Source organism: Stenotrophomonas lactitubi, from assembly GCF_002803515.1.
Lineage (GTDB): Bacteria > Pseudomonadota > Gammaproteobacteria > Xanthomonadales > Xanthomonadaceae > Stenotrophomonas > Stenotrophomonas lactitubi.
Genome location: NZ_PHQX01000001.1, coordinates 608,196 through 628,690, shown reverse-complemented (window position 1 = coordinate 628,690; position 20,495 = coordinate 608,196). Strand labels below are relative to the sequence as shown.

Annotated in this window: 25 protein-coding genes; 18 read left to right on the top strand and 7 right to left on the bottom strand. The window is 66.6% G+C overall.

All coding sequences use genetic code 11. The features are described from left to right. The first annotated feature begins 138 nt into the window (after positions 1–138). Positions 139–864, top strand: a complete 726-nt coding sequence (locus tag CR156_RS02950) for an enolase (RefSeq protein ID WP_100551852.1) — start codon at positions 139–141, stop codon at positions 862–864. 107 nt (positions 865–971) lie between these two features. Here the strand turns inward: CR156_RS02950 and CR156_RS02945 are convergent, their stop codons facing one another. Next, positions 972–1,418: a copper chaperone PCu(A)C gene (locus CR156_RS02945; protein ID WP_100551851.1), complete on the bottom strand. Its 447-nt coding sequence runs from the start codon at positions 1,416–1,418 to the stop codon at positions 972–974. 35 nt (positions 1,419–1,453) lie between these two features. Between CR156_RS02945 and CR156_RS02940 the strand changes: the two genes are divergently transcribed. The 4 genes from CR156_RS02940 (at position 1,454) to CR156_RS02925 (ending at position 5,183) form a co-directional block, all read left to right on the top strand. Beyond that, positions 1,454–2,230, top strand: coding sequence for an enoyl-CoA hydratase/isomerase family protein (locus tag CR156_RS02940; RefSeq protein WP_100551850.1), 777 nt, complete (start codon positions 1,454–1,456; stop codon positions 2,228–2,230). Positions 2,231–2,362: 132 nt separating this feature from the next. After that, on the top strand, positions 2,363–3,283 hold the full coding sequence (gene tesB, locus CR156_RS02935; RefSeq protein WP_406779147.1) for an acyl-CoA thioesterase II: 921 nt from the start codon (positions 2,363–2,365) through the stop codon (positions 3,281–3,283). 4 nt (positions 3,284–3,287) lie between these two features. Continuing rightward, the gene (locus CR156_RS02930; RefSeq protein WP_100551849.1) at positions 3,288–3,812 is read left to right on the top strand and encodes a pathogenicity-like protein; all 525 of its coding nucleotides are present in this window, start codon (positions 3,288–3,290) and stop codon (positions 3,810–3,812) included. Positions 3,813–3,965: 153 nt separating this feature from the next. Beyond that, positions 3,966–5,183 carry an RNA polymerase sigma factor gene (locus tag CR156_RS02925; RefSeq protein ID WP_100551848.1) on the top strand — a complete coding sequence of 406 codons (1,218 nt, stop codon included), beginning with the start codon at positions 3,966–3,968 and terminating at the stop codon, positions 5,181–5,183. Positions 5,184–5,234: 51 nt separating this feature from the next. Here the strand turns inward: CR156_RS02925 and CR156_RS02920 are convergent, their stop codons facing one another. Continuing rightward, entirely contained in the window at positions 5,235–5,798 is a 564-nt protein-coding gene (locus CR156_RS02920) for an EF-hand domain-containing protein (RefSeq protein ID WP_100551847.1), read from the bottom strand. 156 nt (positions 5,799–5,954) lie between these two features. Here CR156_RS02920 and CR156_RS02915 point away from each other — a divergent pair, with 156 nt between their 5' ends. Next, positions 5,955–6,710, top strand: coding sequence for an arginyltransferase (locus CR156_RS02915; protein WP_049467687.1), 756 nt, complete (start codon positions 5,955–5,957; stop codon positions 6,708–6,710). 38 nt (positions 6,711–6,748) lie between these two features. Continuing rightward, positions 6,749–7,957, top strand: coding sequence for an endonuclease/exonuclease/phosphatase family protein (locus CR156_RS02910; protein WP_100551846.1), 1,209 nt, complete (start codon positions 6,749–6,751; stop codon positions 7,955–7,957). A 114-nt stretch (positions 7,958–8,071) separates the two neighbouring features. Here CR156_RS02910 and purT read toward each other — a convergent pair whose 3' ends face one another. After that, positions 8,072–9,259, bottom strand: coding sequence for a formate-dependent phosphoribosylglycinamide formyltransferase (gene purT, locus CR156_RS02905; RefSeq protein ID WP_100551845.1), 1,188 nt, complete (start codon positions 9,257–9,259; stop codon positions 8,072–8,074). 145 nt (positions 9,260–9,404) lie between these two features. Between purT and CR156_RS02900 the strand changes: the two genes are divergently transcribed. The 6 genes from CR156_RS02900 to CR156_RS02880 are packed head-to-tail and all read left to right on the top strand — an operon-like array spanning position 9,405 to position 13,388. Then, positions 9,405–10,286 carry an SPFH domain-containing protein gene (locus tag CR156_RS02900; protein WP_100551844.1) on the top strand — a complete coding sequence of 294 codons (882 nt, stop codon included), beginning with the start codon at positions 9,405–9,407 and terminating at the stop codon, positions 10,284–10,286. Positions 10,287–10,331: 45 nt separating this feature from the next. After that, entirely contained in the window at positions 10,332–10,511 is a 180-nt protein-coding gene (locus CR156_RS02895) for a type II toxin-antitoxin system antitoxin (protein ID WP_005412615.1), read from the top strand. Further along, complete coding sequence (locus tag CR156_RS02890; RefSeq protein ID WP_089239544.1) at positions 10,508–10,687, top strand: DUF4177 domain-containing protein; 180 nt, start codon at positions 10,508–10,510, stop codon at positions 10,685–10,687. The genes CR156_RS02895 and CR156_RS02890 overlap by 4 nt, the downstream gene beginning before the upstream one ends. Before the next feature lie 2 nt (positions 10,688–10,689). Continuing rightward, positions 10,690–11,979 (top strand): alpha/beta hydrolase, encoded by a 1,290-nt coding sequence (locus CR156_RS02885; RefSeq protein ID WP_100551843.1) that lies wholly within the window; start codon positions 10,690–10,692, stop codon positions 11,977–11,979. Next, positions 11,976–12,569: a PH domain-containing protein gene (locus tag CR156_RS23040; RefSeq protein WP_180163931.1), complete on the top strand. Its 594-nt coding sequence runs from the start codon at positions 11,976–11,978 to the stop codon at positions 12,567–12,569. Before CR156_RS02885 ends, CR156_RS23040 begins: the two co-directional genes overlap by 4 nt. A 9-nt stretch (positions 12,570–12,578) precedes the next feature. After that, on the top strand, positions 12,579–13,388 hold the full coding sequence (locus tag CR156_RS02880) for a M15 family metallopeptidase (protein ID WP_191077497.1): 810 nt from the start codon (positions 12,579–12,581) through the stop codon (positions 13,386–13,388). Positions 13,389–13,645: 257 nt separating this feature from the next. Here the strand turns inward: CR156_RS02880 and CR156_RS02875 are convergent, their stop codons facing one another. The 4 genes from CR156_RS02875 to CR156_RS02860 all read right to left on the bottom strand — a co-directional run bounded on the left by CR156_RS02875 (position 13,646) and on the right by CR156_RS02860 (position 17,288). Next, positions 13,646–14,017: a DUF423 domain-containing protein gene (locus CR156_RS02875; RefSeq protein ID WP_100551842.1), complete on the bottom strand. Its 372-nt coding sequence runs from the start codon at positions 14,015–14,017 to the stop codon at positions 13,646–13,648. Positions 14,018–14,122: 105 nt separating this feature from the next. Beyond that, positions 14,123–15,196, bottom strand: a complete 1,074-nt coding sequence (locus CR156_RS02870; RefSeq protein ID WP_100551841.1) for a polyketide cyclase — start codon at positions 15,194–15,196, stop codon at positions 14,123–14,125. Positions 15,197–15,441: 245 nt separating this feature from the next. Then, positions 15,442–16,083, bottom strand: coding sequence for a response regulator (locus CR156_RS02865; RefSeq protein ID WP_025873873.1), 642 nt, complete (start codon positions 16,081–16,083; stop codon positions 15,442–15,444). Continuing rightward, complete coding sequence (locus CR156_RS02860) at positions 16,083–17,288, bottom strand: sensor histidine kinase (RefSeq protein WP_025873874.1); 1,206 nt, start codon at positions 17,286–17,288, stop codon at positions 16,083–16,085. Before CR156_RS02860 ends, CR156_RS02865 begins: the two co-directional genes overlap by 1 nt. A 150-nt stretch (positions 17,289–17,438) precedes the next feature. Here CR156_RS02860 and CR156_RS02855 point away from each other — a divergent pair, with 150 nt between their 5' ends. From CR156_RS02855 to CR156_RS02835, 5 genes are read left to right on the top strand one after another with little or no spacing between them, the layout of a single operon-like run. Beyond that, positions 17,439–18,035, top strand: a complete 597-nt coding sequence (locus tag CR156_RS02855; RefSeq protein WP_100551840.1) for a GNAT family N-acetyltransferase — start codon at positions 17,439–17,441, stop codon at positions 18,033–18,035. A gap of 2 nt (positions 18,036–18,037) precedes the next feature. Continuing rightward, a complete protein-coding gene (gene minC / locus CR156_RS02850; protein WP_100551839.1) occupies positions 18,038–18,841 on the top strand; it encodes a septum site-determining protein MinC in 804 nt (267 codons plus the stop codon). 36 nt (positions 18,842–18,877) lie between these two features. After that, on the top strand, positions 18,878–19,687 hold the full coding sequence (gene minD / locus CR156_RS02845; RefSeq protein WP_089239526.1) for a septum site-determining protein MinD: 810 nt from the start codon (positions 18,878–18,880) through the stop codon (positions 19,685–19,687). Between the two features lie 2 nt (positions 19,688–19,689). Further along, on the top strand, positions 19,690–19,950 hold the full coding sequence (gene minE, locus CR156_RS02840; RefSeq protein WP_005408532.1) for a cell division topological specificity factor MinE: 261 nt from the start codon (positions 19,690–19,692) through the stop codon (positions 19,948–19,950). Positions 19,951–19,996: 46 nt separating this feature from the next. Then, positions 19,997–20,476, top strand: coding sequence for a hypothetical protein (locus CR156_RS02835; protein WP_100551838.1), 480 nt, complete (start codon positions 19,997–19,999; stop codon positions 20,474–20,476). The last annotated feature ends 19 nt before the right edge of the window (positions 20,477–20,495 follow it).

Sequence of the window (20,495 nt, the reverse complement as noted above, 5' to 3'; positions counted from 1 at the left end):
GCGCCCCAGGCACTGCGCCTCAGCCAGGACGGTAGTGCACGCATGCGTGGCGCGCGTCCCGTATCCTTTGCTCTCCGCCTCTGCTGCGGAGGTTGCCGGCCAGCGGCCGGCACTACCGACACTTTTCAAAGGACTGACATGATCCACCAGACTGAACTGCGCGACCTGCTGCCCGGCATGGTCCCCTTCCCCGCCGACGTATTCCCCGATGACCAGGCCTGGCTTGGCCAGCACCTGCTGCCGCTGCTGAAGATCGACCTCGGCGTGCTGCGCCCGGAACTGGCCGGTAGCGTGGTCACCATGCTGTGCCCGATCGAACCCTATGACGGCTGCATCGGCGAATCCACCGAAGATCACCACAACGCGTTCACTGGCACCAACTGGATCGCCTTTGAATTGACCGCCGACAACCGCATGCGTTTCCTCGGTGAGGAGGGCTATTTCATCGGCGACCAGGTGCAGGACAACGACGCGCTGGAGCACATCACGGAGATGCATGAGAGCTACAGCAAGGCACACGCTTACTTCCAGCAGCATGGACGCCTGGCCAGCTATTCGCGCTATGGCGATGGCGAGCCCGGCGAGCAGGCCTACCTTGATGTGCTGGGCGGGCAGATCTCGACCGGCAACTGGATTGAAACTGCGGAGATTCCCGCCGCCTTCGCGCTGGCGTTCACCGAGGCGGCCGACGACCGCCATGCGCCGGACGATGCCGAGTGCGCGATCATCACCCGCGATGGCAGGAAATTCTTCGCCGTTGCCGAAGTGGCCGGCTACAACTGGTGCGCCACCGGTGCCGATGCGATCGTGATGCTGTACGAGCCGGAAAGCCGCACGGTGCTGTTCTCGTACGACTGGTCGTAAGCCCCACCGCGCTGCGCGCTCGCCGGGCATGGCCCGGCGCTACCGGTGTCGATTCGGCCGTGATGCCTGGGTAGCGCCGGGCCATGCCCGGCGGAACGAGCGCCGCGTTACGGCGCGACCTTGCGCACGGTCAGCGTCGTACCCGCTTCACCACCGCCTTCCAGCTGCAGGCGCAGCGGCACCGCCTGCCCCTCCTTCAGCGCACCCTTGCCATCCATCAGCATCAGGTGCAGGCCGCCGGGTTTAAGCTCGGCACGCGCGCCCGGCGCCAGCGGCAGGCGTTCGATCGCGCGCATCCGGCTGATGCCGTCCACCACCGTGGTTTCGTGCAATGACACATCACCGAACGCAACGCTGCTGGCACCGGTGATGGTCACGGCCTTGCTGCAGCCGTTGCGGATTGTCCCGTAGCCAGCGGTCATCGGCATCGCTGGATTCGGCGGCATCCGCGCCCAGCCTTGCTCCACCGTCACGCAGCGCTGTTCGGCCGCCGACGCTGATGCTGCAAGCGCACACAACGCGAACAGTACGCCAACGCATGGTTTGGTTATCATCGCCCAGGTTCCTTCTTCGCAACGAGACCCGCAGCATGACGACGCTCATCGAGGTGATCAACCATGGCCCCATCCGCGAACTGCGGCTGGCGCGGCCGCCGGTCAATGCACTGGACACCGAGCTGTGCCGGCAGTTGATCCATGCCATCGAACTGGCGATGGCCGAGGACGCGCACGGGATCGTGCTGTCCGGCAGCGAGCGCATCTTCACCGGCGGCATGGACGTGCCGCACCTGCTCTCGCATGGCGATGACAAGCACAAGCTGCTGGACACCTGGAACGCGTTCTTCGGCGCGGTACGCACGCTTGCCGAGAGCCGCATCCCGGTGGTTGCGGCGATCACCGGCCATGCACCGGCCGGCGGCTGCGTGCTGGCCCTGTGCTGCGACTACCGGGTGATGGCACGCAGTGCCGATCCGGCGCGCCCGTACGCCATCGGCCTGAACGAAGTGCAGGTCGGCCTGATCGCACCGGAAGGAATCCAGCGCCTGTTGCGCCGTGCGGTGGGTGCACACCGCTCCAGCGTCCTGCTGGGCACCGGCGCACTGGTACCCGCCGAACAGGCCCTGCAGATCGGCCTGGTGGATGAACTGGTTGATGGCGAGCTGGTGGTGGCCCGCGCGGTGGCCTGGCTGCAGGACCTGCTGAAGCAGCCGCGGCAGCCGATGCTGCTGACCCGGGCCATCGCCCGCGCGGAGCTGCACGACGCCCTGCACCCGGACCTGATCCAGCTCGACCGCTTCGTCGAGGCCTGGTTCGCCCCGGATGCGCAGAACGCGCTGCAGGCGCTTGCCGCCCGCCTCGGCAAGTAAACGGTAGTGCCGGCCGCTGGCCGGCAGCCTGGCGATCCTTCCGGGACGCCTGCGGATGCCGGCCAGCGGCCGGCACTACCGAAGATCGGGCATCCGGCCTGCACCGGTATAATCAGGCCCTCTTTCCCTGTTGTGGCCGCCCCCTTGAACGACACGCCCGAACCCGTCGTCTCCGAGCTGATCGATCTGCTCACCCTGGAGCGGCTGGAGGACAACCTGTTCCGCGGCCAGAGCCGCGACATCGGCACCAAGTACGTGTTCGGCGGGCAGGTGCTGGGCCAGGCCTTGGCGGCCGCCCAGGCCACGGTCGACAACGGTCGCCATGTGCATTCGCTGCATGCCTATTTCCTGCGCGCCGGCAACATCGACCATCCGATCGTCTACGACGTCGACCGCACCCGCGACGGTGGCAGTTTCTCGGTGCGCCGGGTGACCGCGATCCAGCATGGCAAGGTGATCTTCTTCTGTGCTGCCTCGTTCCAGCAGGCCGAATCCGGTGCCGAGCACCAGCACAAGATGCCCGAAGTGCCGCAGCCGGAAGACATCGAACCGAACAGGCCGCTGCCGGCGGAGGTGCTTGAGCGCCTGCCGATCAAGGTGCAGCGCTGGCTGTCGCGCGGTGGTCCGTTCGAGTTCCGCCATGTGTATCCGCGCGATGAACTGAACCCGCCCAAGCGCCCGCCCTACCACCAGGTCTGGCTGCGCCTGAGCGAGCGTGTAGGCGATGCTCCCGAGCTGCACCAGGCGCTGCTGGCCTACGCGTCGGACTTCCACCTGCTGGGCACGGCGACCTTCCCGCACGGGATCAGCTACTACCATCCGCACGTGCAGATGGCCTCGCTGGACCACGCGATCTGGTTCCATCGCCCGTTCCGCGCCGACGATTGGCTGCTGTACTCGCTGGACAGCCCCAGCGCGCAGGATTCGCGCGGCCTGGCCCGCGGCCAGTTCTTCACCCGTGATGGCGTGCTGGTTGCCAGCACCGCCCAGGAAGGCTTGATCCGCGTGGTTCCGGACCAGGCAGCAGCGGCCGCCGTGCCGGCCAAGGATTGATCCGATGCGTCAGATTTTCAGCAGCCAGCGCGTGGAAACCGTGGAAGGCGTGGCCGAGCTCCTGCGCAGTCACGACATCCAGGTGAAGGTCACCAACGGGCGCTCGTACAAGACGCGCCGCCGGGGCCAGTTCAGCTATACCGACCTGGGCAATGCCGGTGCCTACCCGGCGGTCTGGGTCGTGCGTGCCGACGACCAGCCGCGCGCGCGCGAAATCCTGCGCGACGCCCGCCTGCTCGACACCACCCGCCGTGACCACCCGACCGCCGAGTTCGCCTTCCGCGATGATGTGCAGGAAAGTGCTGGTGGTCGTGGCTGGGCCTGGCGCATCCGCATCGCCCTGCTGGTGGTGATCGCCGGCGTGGCGCTGGTGATCGGCCTGCGCCATCGCGGTGCCCCTGCCCCCGCAACCCCTGCCCCCGCAACCCCGGTGCCCGCACCGCAGGCCCAGCCGCAGCAAGCCCAGCCGGCCGCGCCGGCACCGCCGGAAGAAGAGGAAGTGCGGGTCCGCATCCAGCCGGCGAAGTAGTGCCGGCCGCTGGCCGGCAACCGCAAAAAGGGGACGGAGGGGATTAAGTCGTTTGTGGCACAAACGACTTAATCCCCTCCGTCCCCTTTTTTCGTGGTCACATTCCGCACGCGCCTCCGTCATGGGACACAATCCCTGCAGGAGCCCGCCGCCATGACGACCTTCGCCGCAAGCATCGACGACACACTGCACCGCGAACTGCCGGCCGCCAGCGGCGGCTGCCAGCATGCATATGGGCGCATCGTGCTGGCCTGCCAGAACACGGTCACCGCCATCGCCCTGGCCATCACCGGCGACCGCCAGGCCAGCGAGGACATCGCCCAGGAAGCGTTCGTGAAAGGCTGGCAGCAGCTGCACCAGCTGCGCAGCGCGAGCAGCTTCCTGCCCTGGCTGCGGCAGATCACCCGCAACCTCGCCCGTGACTGGCTGCGCGCGCAACGTGGCCGACCGCTGAGTGGCGAAGCTGCCGAAGTGGCGTTGACCATGGCAGCGGATCCGGCCCCCGGTGCGGCGGATCGCCTGCAGCGGCTGGAAGAGGAAATCGCTGCCGAAGACATCATCTCTACCCTGCCCGCCGACAGCCGCGAAGTACTGCTGCTGTACTACCGCGAGGGCCAGCATTCGCAGCAGGTCGCTGACCTGCTCGGGCTGAGCGACGCGGCGGTACGCAAGCGCCTGTCACGCGCCCGTGCGCAGGTGCGCGAGGGCCTGCTGCAGCGCTTCGGTGAATTCGCCCGCAGCAGCGCGCCCAGTGCCGCGTTTGCAACGACGGTGGTGTCGATGGTGATGATCGCTGCGCCCGGCACGGCAAGCGCAGCGATCCTGCTGGGTACCGGTGTCGGTATCGGTGGCAGCAAGCTCGGCCTGGGTGGCGTCAGCGCTGCGGGCGGCACCGCGATGGGCACGTTGACCGCTACGCTGGGCCAGCTGCACGTGCTCCCAGCCGAAAGCTGGGGTGCGATTGCCGGCGGTGTCATCGGCGGCGCGATCGGCAGCTATCTCGGTGCCCGCTTCCTGATGTCGTACACCGAGACCGAAAGCGAACGCACGCAGGTACGCCGTTTTGTACGCCTCAACACCGGCACCGGCCTGGTCTGGTGCCTGCTGATCCTGCTGGCGGTGCTGCTGCAGGCACCGGTATGGGGGCAGTTGCTGGCGTTGGCACTGGGCCTGGGCGTGGTCAACTACCAGTGTCTGGTGCCGCTGCAGCGGGTGATGGCACCGATGATTGCGCGCGATTCGGCGCGGCGCGGGCGCAGCGGAACCAACTGGAAATTCGAATCCATGTATGGCCGCACCGGCATCATCGGCGCGAACGTGTTCGTGATCGGCCTGGTGGCGTACTCGCTGATGCACAGCGGCCGCCTGTAACGGACAACGCCGGCATCACGCCGGCGTTGTCGTCGATCACTGCAGTGAAAATCAGCGCTGCGGCTTCGGCGCGGCGCCGTCACGCGGGCCACCGTGGCGCGGGCCACCGTGCATCGGGCCCTTGGCGGCGTCGAACTCGGCCTTGCTCAGCTGGCCGTCCTTGTTGGTATCGGCGGCGGCGAACCAGGCGTCACGATGCTGCTTCATGCGCAGCTCGCGGTCGGCCTTGTCCAGGTAGCCATCCTTGTTGAGGTCGAGCTGGTCGAAACGCTCGGCCAGGCGCGGATCGGCCTTGGCTTCCTCACGGCTGATGCGGCCATCCTTGTTCGCGTCCAGCTTGGCCCAGCGCTCGCCGCCGCGACCACCGTGGCGGCCATGCTTCCAGCGCGGCAGCTCATCACGCGAGAGCTTGCCGTCCTTGTTCTTGTCCAGCTCATCGAACTTCGCGGCCAGGCGTGGGTTGGCCGCCGCTTCGCTGCGGTCGATGAAGCCATCGCCATTGGTATCCAGCTTGGCCGGTCGCGGTGCCGGTGCAGCCGGGGTGTCGGCGGCCAAGGCGATACCGGTCGCGGAAGTGCCGAGCAGCAGGGCCAGCAGCAGGGGGGTACGGATCATGGGGTCACTCCTGGGAATGGGATTGGCATCGGGGTGAACACCTCACCCTCGGAGGACAACAACGCCTGACCACGACCTCGGTTGACGCAGCCGCCCGTTCCATTCATCCGGCGGACAGTCGCCGCCATTGCGACAGGCTGGAGCTATGCTGTGCCCATGGCGAGACACGGCGACAGAGACGACGAACTGCGACTGTTCCAGACCGGCGAGCACCCCTGCGGGTACTGGCCGGACCGGGTCGCGCGCGATCTGGTGCTGGACCCGCAGGACCGTCGCCTCGGCGGGCTGTACCCGCTGGCCCTGAGCTGGGGCTTCCGCCGCAGCGGTGATCTGGTCTATCGCCCCCACTGTGCGAACTGCCACGCCTGCGTCGCCGTGCGCATCCCGGTGGCGCGCTTCGCCCCCGACCGCAGCCAGCGCCGCTGCGCCGCCCGCAATGCCGACCTGGAAGTGCGCATCACTGCAGCCATGCCGCGAGAGGATCTGTTCGAGCTGTACCACCGCTACCTGGTGCATCGTCATGCCAAGGGCGGCATGGACGACCACGGCCCGCACGAGTTCGAGCAGTTCCTGATCGGCAGCTGGTCACACACACGCTTCATGGAAATGCGCCTGCCCGGCCACGACGGCCAGCCCAGCCAGCTGCTGGGTGTGGCGGTGACCGATGTGACCGAGCACGGGCTGTCGGCGGTCTATACCTTCTTCGACCCCGCCCATGCCGCGCGCGGGCTGGGCACGTTCGCGATCCTGCAGCAGCTGGAGTGGGCGCGCCGCGAGGGCCTGCCACATCTGTACCTGGGCTACTGGATACGTGAGCACCAGAAGATGGACTACAAGCGGCGCTATCGACCGCTGGAGGCCTACGACGGCCGCCGCTGGCATGATTTCGATGACGATCTGGACGGACGCTGACAAACCACTGACACCGGGCCGGGTGCACAATACGGCCCATGAACGCCAAACCCCTGATCCTCGGCCTGGCCCTGCTCTGTGGCGCCACCGCTCCCGCCTTCGCCACGCCCCCCGCGATGACCGAAAAACCGTCTGCAGCGCTGCGCCTGGCCACCTACAACACCTCGCTGTATTCGGACGAAGCCGGCGGCCTGATCGCCGAGCTGGAAGGCGACAGCGAACACGCGCGCAAGATCGCTGCGGTACTGCAGCAGGCGCGCCCTGACCTGGTGCTGCTGAACGAATTCGATTTCGACGACGCCCATCGCGCTGCCGACCTGTTCCAGAAGCGTTACCTGGAAGTGGCCCAGCCCGGTGGCGGCAAGCCGCTGCACTTCGCCTACCGCTACCTGGCACCGGTGAACACCGGCGTGCCCAGCGGCCTGGACCTGGACAACAACGGCGTGGTCGGTGGTGAAGGCCGAGGCCGTGGCAACGACGCCTGGGGCTACGGCCTGCACCCGGGCCAGTACGGCATGCTGGTGCTGTCGCGCTACCCGATCGACGAAGCCAAGGTGCGCAGCTTCCAGCTGCTGAAGTGGAGTGCGATGCCGGGCGCGATCCGCCCGATCGATCCGCGTACCGGCAAAAACTTCTACAACGACACCGTCTGGTCGCAGCTGCGGCTGTCGTCGAAGTCGCATTGGGACGTGCCGGTGAAGACTCCGGCCGGCGTGGTGCATGCGCTGGTCTCGCATCCGACGCCGCCGGTGTTCGACGGCCCGGAAAAGCGCAACGCCGCGCGCAACCACGACGAACTGCGCCTGTGGCAGGAGTACCTGTCCAAGGGTGACAAGCCGTGGTTGTGCGACGACAAGGGCCAGTGCGGCGGCCTGGCCCAGGATGCACGCTTCGTCATCCTTGGCGACCTCAACAACGATCCGGTCGATGGCGATGGCCGCCACGAGGCGATCGTCGAACTGATCGAGAACGCCCGCGTTCTGCGCTACCCCACCCCGCGCAGCGTCGGCGCCGAGCAGACCAGCCTGGCCTATGCGGCCAAGGGCATCGAACGCAAGGGCGCACCGTTCCATGCCACCGGCGATTTCGGGCCGAAGTCAGGCACCATGCGCCTGGACTACGTACTGCCCTCGACCGGTTTCGAGTACATCGGCAGCGGCGTGTTCTGGCCTGCCAATGAAAGTGCCGAAGCGAAGATCGCCGACGGCAGCGACCACCACCTGGTGTGGGTGGACGTGAAGCCGTAACAGGTGTTGATGGAGTACCGACCAACGGTCGGTACCCACCGGAAATCTATACCGACCAACGGTCGGTACCCACCGAAATTCGGTAGGCGACGACCGTTGGTCGTCGCTTCTTTTTCAAGAGCGCAGTTCGACGCCGATGGCTTCGGCGGCATCACGCGCGATGGCACGCGCCTCGTCGATGGTTTCCGCACGCGCCAGGGTCACGCCGACACGGCGATGGCCGTGCACGCTGGGCTTGCCGAACAGGCGCACGGCGGTGTCCGGCACCTGCAGTGCGGCGGCCACGTTGTTGAAGTACGGCACGCCCTCGCCATGCGCCAGCAGCGCGCACGAGGCCGATGCACCGCTCTGGCGGATCAGCGGGATCGGCAGGCCGAGGATGGCCCGCGCATGCAGCGCGAACTCGCTGAGTTCCTGCGATACCAGCGTCACCAGACCGGTGTCATGCGGACGCGGCGATACTTCGCTGAACCAGACCTCGTCGCCCTTCACGAACAGCTCGACACCGAACAGGCCCCAGCCACCCAGGTCATCGGTGATCGCGCGCGAAATCTCCTCGGCACGCGCCAGTGCCTTGTCCGACATCGGCTGCGGCTGCCAGCTTTCGCGATAGTCGCCATCCTTCTGCAGGTGGCCGATCGGCGCGCAGAACGAGGTGCCACCGGCGTGGCGCACTGTCAGCAGGGTGATCTCGTAGTCGAAGTCGATGAATCCCTCGACGATGCAGCGCCCGGCACCGGCACGGCCGCCGGTCTGCGCGTACTCCCAGGCCGGGGCGATGTCCGCCTCGCTGCGCAGCGTGCTCTGGCCCTTGCCCGAGGACGACATCACCGGCTTGACCACGCACGGCAGGCCGATCGCCGCCACGGCGTCGCGGTACTCGGCCTCGGTATCGACAAAGCGGTACGGCGAGGTCGGCAGGCCCAGCGTCTCGGCGGCAAGGCGGCGGATGCCCTCACGGTCCATGGTCAGGCGCGCGGCACGCGCAGTCGGAATCACCTGCAGGTCCTGCTCCTGTTCCAGCTGCACCAGGGTCTCGGTATGGATCGCCTCGATCTCCGGCACCACCAGGTGCGGCTGCTCCTGCGCGATCAACTGGCGCAGGGCCATCGCATCCAGCATGTCGATCACGTGCGAGCGGTGTGCCACCTGCATGGCCGGGGCATCGGCGTAACGGTCGGCGGCAATCACTTCCACGCCCAACCGCTGCAGCTCGATGGCCACCTCCTTGCCAAGTTCGCCCGAGCCCAGCAGCAGCACGCGGGTGGCGGAGGGGGACAGCGGGGTTCCAAGCTTGGCCATGACGGGGTTCCAGCAGCAATGTGAAGGCGGGTGGGCATTCTATCCGGTCCGGCCGAAGTGCCTGAGCAAGCCCACCCGACGAACGGCAGCCCGAATATGATATCAATTTGATATCTTCATTTCGAACCCTCAAGGACGTACCGCCATGAAAGAGAAGTCGCTGTCCTCCCTCAACGGCCTCGGCGCGCTCGCCGGGTCCCTGGTCGTGGCCCTCGCCGGCGGCGCCCTGTTCGTGGCCGGGGTTGCGGCGAAGGCCAGCACCGGCTCGCCCAACGTGCTGCTGATCCTGGCCGGCCTGCTGATCGCCGCGCTGGCCCTGGTCGCGCTGGCCGGCCTGTATACCGTGCAGCCCAACCAGGCGGCGGTGGTCAGCCTGTTCGGCAAGTACGTAGGCACCGTCAAGGACAACGGCCTGCGCTGGAACAATCCCTTCTTCAGCAAGCGCCGCGTGAGCCAGCGCGTGCGTAATTTCGAGAGCGGCAAGCTGAAGGTCAACGAGCTGGACGGCAGCCCGATCGAGATCGCCGCAGTGATCGTCTGGCAGGTGGTCGATGCCTCCGAAGCGGTCTACAACGTGGACGACTACGAGAGCTTCGTGCACATCCAGTCCGAATCGGCGCTGCGCGCGATGGCCACCAGCTATCCCTACGACCAGCACGAGGACGGCCAGCTAGCGCTGCGCAGCCACGCCAGCGAGATCTCCCAGCACCTGAAGAACGAACTGGCCGAGCGCCTGGCCGATGCCGGCGTGCAGGTGATCGATGCGCGCATCAGCCACCTCGCCTACGCCGCCGAGATCGCCCAGGCGATGCTGCAGCGTCAACAGGCAAACGCGGTGATCGCCGCACGCTCGCGTATCGTTGCCGGTGCGGTCGGCATGGTCGAGATGGCGCTGGCCGAACTGCAGAAGAACGGCGTGGTGCAGCTGGATGAGGAGCGCAAGGCGCACATGGTCAGCAACCTGTTGACCGTGCTGTGCTCGGACCGCGGCACGCAGCCGGTCGTCAACACCGGCTCGCTGTACTGAGCCACCCTCGCAACGGGGCGCCCCACCGCCCCGCCAGGAGTCTGCATGAGCGAGAAAAAAGCCTATCCGCTGCGCATCAACGCCGAGGTCCTGGCGGCCGCACAGCGCTGGGCGGACGATGAACTGCGCAGCCTCAACGCGCAGATCGAATACGTGCTGCGCGACGCACTGCGCAAGGCAGGACGCCTGCCGAAACCCAAGCCATCGCCGGAGGACAAGGAATGAGCAAGCGCTGGAGCTACCTGACCGTCGAGGTCAAGACCACCATGATGGGACTGCAGAAAGCCGACGACATCCAGGCCGAACTCAGCCGCCAGGGCCAGCTCGGCTGGGAACTGGTCAACATCATCATCCCGGCGCCGATGCGCCCGGCCCTGCTGGTCTTCAAGAAGGAGCTGTGACCATGAGCGCACGCCGTTCGTTGCTTGCCGTTTCGCTCGCCCTGTTGTCCGCCAGTGCAGCCGCTGGTGAACCGCAGCAGGTCGCAGCACGCCTGCTCGATCACCTGCAGGCGGGGCGGATCGCCGATGCCGAAGCCATGCTGACCCCGCAGATGGCCGCGGCCGTGCCTGCCGACAAGCTGCGGGGCCTTTGGCAATCGCTGGGTGAACTGAAGCAGCGCGGACCAGCGCACAGCAGCGAGCAGCAAGGCCTGCACCTGGTGGACGTACCGCTGCAGTTCGCCAGTGGCGCGGTGATTGCGCAGGTGGCGGTGAACGCACAGGACAAAGTAGCGGGTCTGCTGCTGCGGCCTGCCCCGGCCGCCAAGGCAGCGCCGCCGCCGGCCGACGCGGACTACAGCGAAGCCGATTTCAGCGTGCCGCAGGCGCGCGGTGCACTGCCCGGCACGCTGTCCCTGCCCAAGGGCAAAGGACCGTTCCCGGCCGTAGTGCTGGTGCACGGCTCCGGCCCGCAGGATCGCGACGAAACCATCGGTGGCAACCGCCCGTTCCTGGACATCGCCCGCGGCCTGGCCGCGCACGGCATCGCAGTACTGCGCTACGACAAGCGCACCCATGCCCGCCCGCAGGATTTCCAGAGCGGCAGCTTCAACGTTGATGACGAGACCACCGACGACGCCGTCGCCGCGCTGAGCGCGTTGGCTGCGGACCCACGCATCGACGGCAAGCGGATCTTCGTGCTCGGCCACAGCCAGGGCGGCATGCTCGCCCCGCGCATCGCCAGCCGCTGGCCACAGGCGCGCGGCGCGATCCTGTGGGCCGCGCCGGCGCGCACATTGCTTGAGCTGCTGCCGGAGCAGAACCGCTACCTGTTGTCGCTGGACGGCTCGATCAGTGCGCCGGAACAAGCGTTCCTGGACAAGCTGGCCGCACAGATCGCCGCGGCCCGCAGCGACAAGCCCATACCCGCCAGCGAACTGCCGCTGGGTGTGCCGCAGGCGTTCTGGAAAAGCATCGAATCGGTGAACGCTCGTGGCGATGCGGCGGCACTGAAAAAACCACTGCTGATGCTGCACGGCGGCCGCGACTTCCAGGTACCGGAAACGGATTGGGCACTGTGGAAAAAAGCCCTGGCCGATCGCACGGACGTGCAATGGAAGGCCTACCCTGCCCTCAACCACATCGGCATCGCCGGCAGCGGCTCCAGTTCATTGAAGGAATACGCGCAGCCGGGCCACGTCGATGGGCAGCTGATCGATGACGTCGCGCGCTGGGTGGAGTCGCAACGATGAGCGGCAGTGATGCACGTCCGTTCGACGTCGCCGAAAGCTCCTCGCTGCGGGTGCTGTGGGTGCTGCTGCCACTGCTGGCGGTACTGGGCGTCGGCATCTGGTCGCAGCTGCACGACAGCCGCACCGACGCTCCCTGGATGGAGGTCACGCTGTCGCCCCCGTTTTTCCTGATGGGTGGCAGCGCGGCATGGAGCCTGGCGGTGATCGTGCTGATGGGCGTCGGCCTGGGCTGGGCGTTTTTCCGCCGCCGGGTGGAGCTGGCAGATAACGTACTGGACGTGCGTTCGACGCTGTACCGCCGCCGCACCCCGGTGGCCGACCTGCTGCTGGACCAGGCCGAGGTGGTCGACCTCGGCCGTGATCGCCGCTACGGCATCCGCTTCAAGACCAACGGCTACAGCATGCCCGGCTTCTACTCCGGGCACTTCCGCCTGCAGGGCGGCGGCAAGGGCTTTGCCCTGGTCACCGACCGCGCGCGCACGCTGGTGATTCCGGTGCGCGGCGGCAGCACCCTGCTGCTCAGCCTGGAGCGCCCGCAGGCGCTGCTGGAAGCGCTGCGCAAGGTGGCCGCCACGGCGCCACGGCAGTAAGCTGGATCGATGCACCGCACCACTCCACTGTTGATCAACACCGAGACCGTCGAACTGTGGCCAGCGCCGCTGCTGCGCGCGCGCAGCAATCTCGACGCCCGCCTGCTGGCGCGTGCGCAATGGGTATTGAGGCGCAAACAGGATGGCCGCTACCTGGCGGCGGTACTGGCACACGGCGTGCACTCGCTTGTGCCGCGCCTGCCACGCGAACCGGGTGTGGAGGAAGCGCTGGCGTTGCTGGATGGCGCGTGGTCACGGCCGTTTGGCGCTGCACTGGAAGAGCAGTGGCTGCCGCTGGCCGGCCTGCAACAGCGCTTGCAGCAATTGGGCCTGGATGTGCAGCGCTATGCGCAGGACAGTGGGCTGGCGCTGGAGGCCGAGCCCTGCCTGCTGCACTTCGCCGGACGTGACCGCTTCGCGCGCCCGTTGTGGCTGCGTCGCGGTGCCGCGCAGGGTTGGCGACGGATGCGCCTGCATGCCGCGCGGGATGGCATTGCACTGGACGCGATCTCCGGCTTCCGCAGCCATGCGTATCAGCTCGGCATTTTCGAACGGAAGCTGGCGCGCGGGCAGAGTGTGCCGCAGATTCTGCAGGTCAATGCAGCGCCCGGCTTCAGCGAACACCACAGTGGTCACGCACTGGACATCGGCACGCCGGGGGATGCGCCGGCAGAAGAGACCTTCGAGGCGACGGCCGCGTTTGCGTGGCTGCAGGCCAATGCGGGAACGCACGGGTTCCATCTGAGCTATCCGCGCGACAACCCGCATGGGATCGTCTACGAACCGTGGCACTGGTGCTGGAAACCGGCCAACGGCTGAGCCCCTCGTGGCGGCTGCTTGACTGCGATCCAGGGTTGGCCGGGAGGGTGGGCGGCGCAGGGGCCGCTGCAAGTACGTCCATGTAAGCTCGGGCGCGCCATCCATGGCGCTTACGCCCCTGCGCCGCCCACCCTCCCGGCCGCGGACAGTTTCCGCGTGCGTTCGCCACGGAATGGAACAAGAGAGCAAAGGCAGACGCGGGTCGCTGCGCTCGAAGCCGGGCATGGCCCGGCACTACCGATGCTTGGACGCTGCGGTCACCGCCTCAGTGCATTGATCGCCAGCAGTACCCATCCTGCCATCAGCGTGGTGCCGCCTACCGGCGCCAGCCGCGTCGGCAACTGCCACAGCGCACCGCCCAGCAGGCTGCCGGAGAACAGCAGCACACCCAGCAGCAACACGTACAACGCCAGATGCGCGATCGCGCCCTGCGCGCGGGGGCCGAGGGCCGCCAGTACCGCACCGTGGGCAAACGCGTACAACGCCGCCATGTTCAGGTGCTGCTGCGCCAGCGGATCGGACACGCCATGCGCGGCATAGGCGGACAGACCGATCGAGGCGGCCGCCAGCAGCGCCCCCAGGCAGGCCAGCAACGACGGTTTACGCGCGCGTCGTTCGGTATTGAACATGACAGCTCCTTGCGCAATGCCCGACACCGGGCTCGGGATGAAAAAAAAACGCGCCGCAGGAAGCGGCGCGTTTTCGTGTCCAACACTACATGGGTCAGCCGAGGCTTACTTGACGGCCCAGTAGATGTCGTACGTCGCTTCCGGGGTGAACGACTTGTCCACGCCGTCCTTCCAGGTTTCGTACGGACGGTCGATGACTTCGTTACCCGAGGTCACGGCCCAGGCGCGCAGGGCGCTGCGGGCAACGTCCAGACCTGCCATGTGGCCGGTGTAGGCCGCATGCGCCGAACGGTGCGGAGCAACGCGGACGTACTTGACCGGAGCGCCACCGTCGATCTTGACGGTCAGCTGTTCGGCCGGCACGCCTTCGGCACCCTTCTTCTTCACCGGCTGGGCGATGTCGAAGGCGTACTTCTCAGCACCGAAATCGGTGGTGATGATACGCAGCGGACCTGCGGCTTCCAGGCCATTGGCCTCGATCACGCGCTTGATCCACTCCTGGTTGTCCTTGATGGACTTGCTGATGGAGTCCTGGCCACGATCGACGTTGCCGGCGGTGACGACCAGCAGGTCCTCGGCCGGGACATCGACGATACCCAGATCGGTCAGCGGAGCTTCGGAAGTGCGGTAGTCGACATTCGGCACGGTGGCCAGCATGTTCGCCATGCGCGACAGACCCATCTTGATGTCATCGCCGATCTGGCGGCTGACATACAGGCCTGCGTAGCGGCCGAACAGGTCGAAGCCATACTTCACCGAGTAGTCCTGGGTGATCTTGACGTTGCGACCGCCCTTGCCGGTCGGCTCCAGGGTGAAGGTGCTGACCTTGTCGTGACCCTTGGTGGCGTCGTCGATGGCGATAACAACACGCTTGTTCTCTTCGGCTTCGGTCACCTTCCAGGAACCGGTGCCCAGGTCCTTGGAAGTGAAGTCGAGAGTGGCACCGACGCCGGAGACCGGGCCGGACAGCTTCAGTTCAACGGCGGGATCGCGCAGTACCAGCGGGTTCCAGTCCTTGAAGCGGCGCAGACTGCTGACCGTGTCGTACACGATCGTCATCTTGCGGTTGGTCTCGATGCTTTCGGTGATGTGACGCTCGCCCGGCAGACAGACGCCAATGATGACGAACAGGCCAGCCACGATCCCCAAGGCGATCAGGAACTCGATAATACGGGTCATTCAGAGAGTCTCCGGGGCCGATCCCACGGCCGGGTTGATTGAAGCGAAGCGCCAATCCTAGCAGGCTTCGCGGGCATTGGTTATCGGGATTGGCGCACCGGTTTCCGTGCCGGCTGCGCATTTGTATGGACAAAGAATTCGAAGGGTAACGCATCCGCGTACCCGGCAAGTAGGGGGCAAACAGGGGGCAACCCTGAATCCGGGCCCGGACTGCATGCCAAGTCTTTGTCGTTAAAGGATTTTCCTCACACCAACTGGAGTTCAAACGCTTTCAGGACCGCACGCGTACGGTCACGTACGCCCAGTTTGGAGAGGATGTTGGACACATGGTTCTTGATCGTGCCCTCGGCGACCCCCAGCGAATTGGCGATCTCCTTGTTGGAGAAACCGCTGGCCATCAGCCGCAGGATCTCGGTCTCACGGTCGGTCAGCGGGTCGGGGCGGTCCAGACTGACGAAGTCGTTGCGCATGTGCTCCAGCCCGGACAGCAGGCGCTGGGTCACCGCCGGCTGCACCAGCGAACCGCCATCGGCCACCGTGCGGATCGCCCCGACCAGCTGCGCCAGAGTCACATCCTTGAGCAGGTAGCCCTTGGCACCGGCCTTGAGCCCGGCCAGCACCAGCTGGTCATCGTCGAAGGTGGTCAGGATGATGGTCGGCGGCAGCTGTTCCTGCCGTGACAGCACCTGCAGCGCCTCCAGCCCGGACATCACCGGCATGCGCATGTCCATCAGGACCACGTCCGGACGGATCTGCGGGATCAGCTCGACGGCCTGGCGGCCATCGGCGGCCTCGGCCACCACTTCGATGCCGTCGTCGAGCGCCAGCAGCGAGCGGATCCCCTGCCGCACCAGGGTTTGGTCGTCGACCAGGCAGACGCGAATCATCAACGCACTCCTTCAGGAACCTGGGTAAGGGCCGCCAGCACCGTTGCCGGTACCGTCGCCCGCAGCCGGAAGCCTTCGCCGGGGCGGGTCTCCACCTGCAGCTGGCCTCCACATTGTTGCAGGCGTTCGCGCATGCCGCGCAAACCATTGCCCACATTGACCGTTTCCGCCCCGACACCGTCGTCGCGGGCTTCCACTACGACCTGGTCCGGGACCTCACGGTACACCCGCAGCCACAGGTGGCGGGCGCCGGCATGGCGCACCGTGTTGGTGATGATCTCCTGGGTGCAGCGCAGCAGCACATGGGCCCGCTGCGGGTCTTCCACGTTCAGCGGCTCTTCGATCTCCAGCTGGATGTCCAGCGAAGGCACGTGCTCGGTCAGCGGACGCAGGGCAGCGGCCAGGTCGATGGCGCCGGTCTCGCGCAGCTGGCTGACTACCTCGCGCACGTTGCCCAGCAGCAGCTTGGCCAGGGCATGGGAACGCTTCACGTGCTCCAGCGCCTGGCCCTCGGCCAGATGGCCGGCCACTTCCAGGTTCAGGGTCAGCGCAGTCAGCTGATGACCCAGCAGGTCGTGCAGTTCGCGCGAAATGCGGGTGCGCTCGTTCACCCGCGCGCTTTCGGCCAGCAGCGCACGGGTGGCGCGCAGCTCGGCATTCAGGCGGCGCTGCTCCTCGCGCGCCTCGGCCTGGCGGCGGGCCACCAGCGCGATCACGAACACGAAGCTGGAGAAGCCCATGTAGCCGACGGCCTGCAGCACGGCGATGACCGGCGGGAAGCCCAGTGGCTGGATGTAGACCGGCAGCACGGCCAGGTTGCTGGCCACCAGCCACACCACACCGATGCGCGGGCCCAGCAACCAGGGCAGCAGGCCGGCCACCACCATCAGCAGGATGCTGCCCAGCGCGGTGCCGGAGAAATAGCTCACGCCGATCGCGCAGGCGGTCAGCAGGATCAGCGCGGCATGGTCGAAGAAGCCGGGCCGGCTTTCGCCCAGCGAGCGGGTCAGCACCCAGTACACGAAGCCGAAGGCCAGGTAGGCCGACGCCCAGGGAATGATCCGGAAGCCGGCCTCGCCGTCCAGGCTCTCCAGCGTCAGCGACACCGGGTCGATCAGGTAGATCGCAAGCCAAAGGCCGACGGTGCCCCAGGTGAACAACCCGGAGTAGCGCAGCATCGCATTGTGGTTGAGTCGGGCCAGCATCACCCATCGTAGCCTGTGTGTGGCTGCTCCCAAGCGCCGAAAGTCATGCTTGGGCATATCCCCCTGTTCATGCCGCAGCCCACCCCGGGCATGCAATAATCGTGCGCAGGGTCTTGTAATGGACCAACCGCGTTACCCCACGGAGTCACAATGTCGATTGTCATCCGCGACGTGCGCGAGCACGAGCTCGATTCCGTCCTGGCTTTGAACAACAATGCTGGCCTGGCCATCCTTCCCCTGGATGCCGAGCGCCTGCGCCTGTTCTATGCAACCGCTGAGTATTTCCGCGTCGCCGAGCGCGACGGCAACCTGGCCGGTTTTTTGATCGGCTTCGGCAGCGACAGCCAGCACGACAGCAGCAATTTCGCCTGGTTCAAGCAGCAGCTGAACACCCCCTTCTTCTATATCGACCGCATCGTGGTCGCCAGCCGCCGTCGCGGTGGTGGCGTCGGCCGTGCGTTCTACGCCGATGCGCAGAGCTTTGCCGAACTGCGCTACCCGCAGATGACCTGCGAAGTGTTCCTGGACCACGGCGCCGATGCCGCCCTGCTCTTCCACGGCAGCTTCGGCTTCCGCGAGCTGGGCCAGAACACCATGCCGCAGGTGGACGTGCGGGCCAGCATGCTGGCCAAGGAACTGTGCAGTTTCCCGTGGGTGAACGAAACCTACGGCGGCAAGCTGCCCGATGTGGCGTGGGCACGCGACCGGCAGCTGCCGGCGCAGGCACAGCGGTCGACGGGGACTTGAGCGTGGCGGTGAATTTCGATTACGAACAGGCCGGTGAACTGAAGATCGGCCAGGTGGGCATCGCCAACCTGCGCATCCGCACCCTTGATGTTGAACGCCTCGTGCAGGAAATGCAGGAGCGGGTGAGCCGTGCGCCGAAGCTGTTCGGCCGTGCAGCGGTGATCCTGGACTTCGGCGGCCTCAGCCAGGTGCCCGACGTGGCGACGGCACAGGCGCTGGTGGATGGCCTGCGCGGTGCCGGCGTACTGCCGGTGGCACTGGCCTATGGCACCAGCGCGGTCGACCTGCTCTCGCAGCAGCTCGGCCTGCCGCTGCTGGCCAAGTTCCGCGCCCAGTACGAGCGCGCCGAAGCAGAGCCTGCCCCGCCGCCGGCACCCGCACCGGAACCGCGGCGTGCCGCGCGGGCCGAGGCGAAGGCCGCACCGGCAGCGGCTCCGGCCACGCCGATGGGCAAGGCGGCCGATGCCGCCGCGCCACAGCCGGGTCGCATGCAGCTGGGCAACGTGCGTTCTGGCCAGCAGCTGTATGCGGAAAACTGCGACCTGACCGTGATGGCCACCGTCGGCGCCGGCGCCGAGGTCATCGCCGATGGCAGCATCCATATCTACGGAACCCTGCGCGGCCGTGCGCTGGCAGGGGCCCAGGGCAACACCGCGGCACGCATTTTCTGCCGTGATTTCCATGCGGAACTGGTCGCCATTGCAGGCCATTACAAGGTGCTGGACGATGTCCCGGAAACCCTGCGCGGCAAGGCCGTGCAGGTGTGGCTGGAACAGGACCAGATCAAGATCGCTGCGCTGGACTGACGCAGCACCTCAAACAGAATCATCAGGAGAAGTCCTTTGGCTGAAATCATCGTAGTCACCTCCGGCAAAGGCGGCGTCGGCAAGACCACTTCCAGCGCCAGCCTTGCATGCGGCCTGGCAAAGCGTGGCAAGAAGGTGGCGGTGATCGACTTCGACGTCGGCCTGCGCAACCTCGACCTGATCATGGGCTGCGAACGCCGCGTGGTGTACGACTTCGTGAATGTCGTGCACGGCGAAGCCACCCTCAAGCAGGCCCTGATCAAGGACAAGCGCTTCGACAACCTGTTCGTGCTGGCTGCCTCGCAGACCCGCGACAAGGATGCGCTGACCCAGGAAGGCGTGGGCAAGGTCCTGAAGGACCTGGCCGCCGACGGCTTCGAGTACATCATCTGCGACTCCCCGGCAGGCATCGAGAAAGGCGCCTTCCTGGCGATGTACTTCGCCGACCGCGCAGTGGTGGTGGTGAACCCGGAAGTGTCCTCGGTACGCGACTCGGACCGCATCATCGGCCTGCTCGATTCGAAGACCCACAAGGCCGAATCCGGCCAGGACGTGCCGGCCTTCCTGCTGCTGACCCGCTACACCCCGGTGCGCGTGGAAAGCGGCGAGATGCTCAGCATCACCGACGTCGAGGAGGTCCTCGGCCTGAAGGCGATCGGCGTGATCCCCGAATCGGGTGACGTCCTCAATGCCTCCAACAAGGGCGAACCGGTCATCCTGGATGGCGAATCCGCTGCCGGCCAGGCCTATGACGACGCCGTCGCACGCATCCTCGGCGAAGAACGCCCGATGCGCTTCACCAACGTCGAGAAGAAGGGCTTCTTCAGCAAGCTGTTCGGAGGGTAAGCATGGGCCTGTTTGATTTCCTCAAAGCGAAGAAGACCACCGCCGAAACCGCCAAGAACCGCCTGCAGATCATCATCGCGCAGGAGCGCAGCCACCGTGGCGGTCCCGACTACCTGCCGCTGCTGCAGCGCGAGCTGCTGGAAGTGATCAAGAAGTACGTCAACATCGACGTCGATGCAGTGAAGGTGGATCTGGTCAAGGATGGCCAGCACGACGTGCTGGACATTTCCGTGGCGCTGCCTGAAGGCCCGGACAAACCCTGACCCCCTGCCCCGCCCGTGCCTGCATGGGCGGGGCTGCCTGACCCGCATGACTGATACCACGCCCGAACCGAACGTTACCCGCGTCGGCGACATCGCCTTCGCCGATGCCCAGCGCCTGCTCGCTGCACATGAGCTGCGGCTGCACCACGTTGCGGCCGGCGAACCGATCCCGGGCAGTTACTGGGGCGAGCCCGAGGCCGGCATCATCGCCAGCGACGTGTACGTGCGCGATGACACGCCGGTGCACTCGATGCTGCACGAGGCCTGCCACCTGATCGTGCTGCCGCCGGAGCGGCGCGCGCAGGTGCATACCGACGCCACCGATTCGGTACCCGAAGAAGACGCCACCTGCTACCTGCAGATCGTGCTGGCCGGGCACCTGCCTGGCGTCGGCAGCGAGCGGCTGATGGCCGACATGGATGCGTGGGGCTACACGTATCGCTTGGGGTCGACGAAGGCGTGGTTCGAGCAGGATGCCGAAGACGCCAGAGCGTGGCTGATCGAACGCGGGTTGCTGCAGGCGTAAAGCATCCACGCATGGCGTG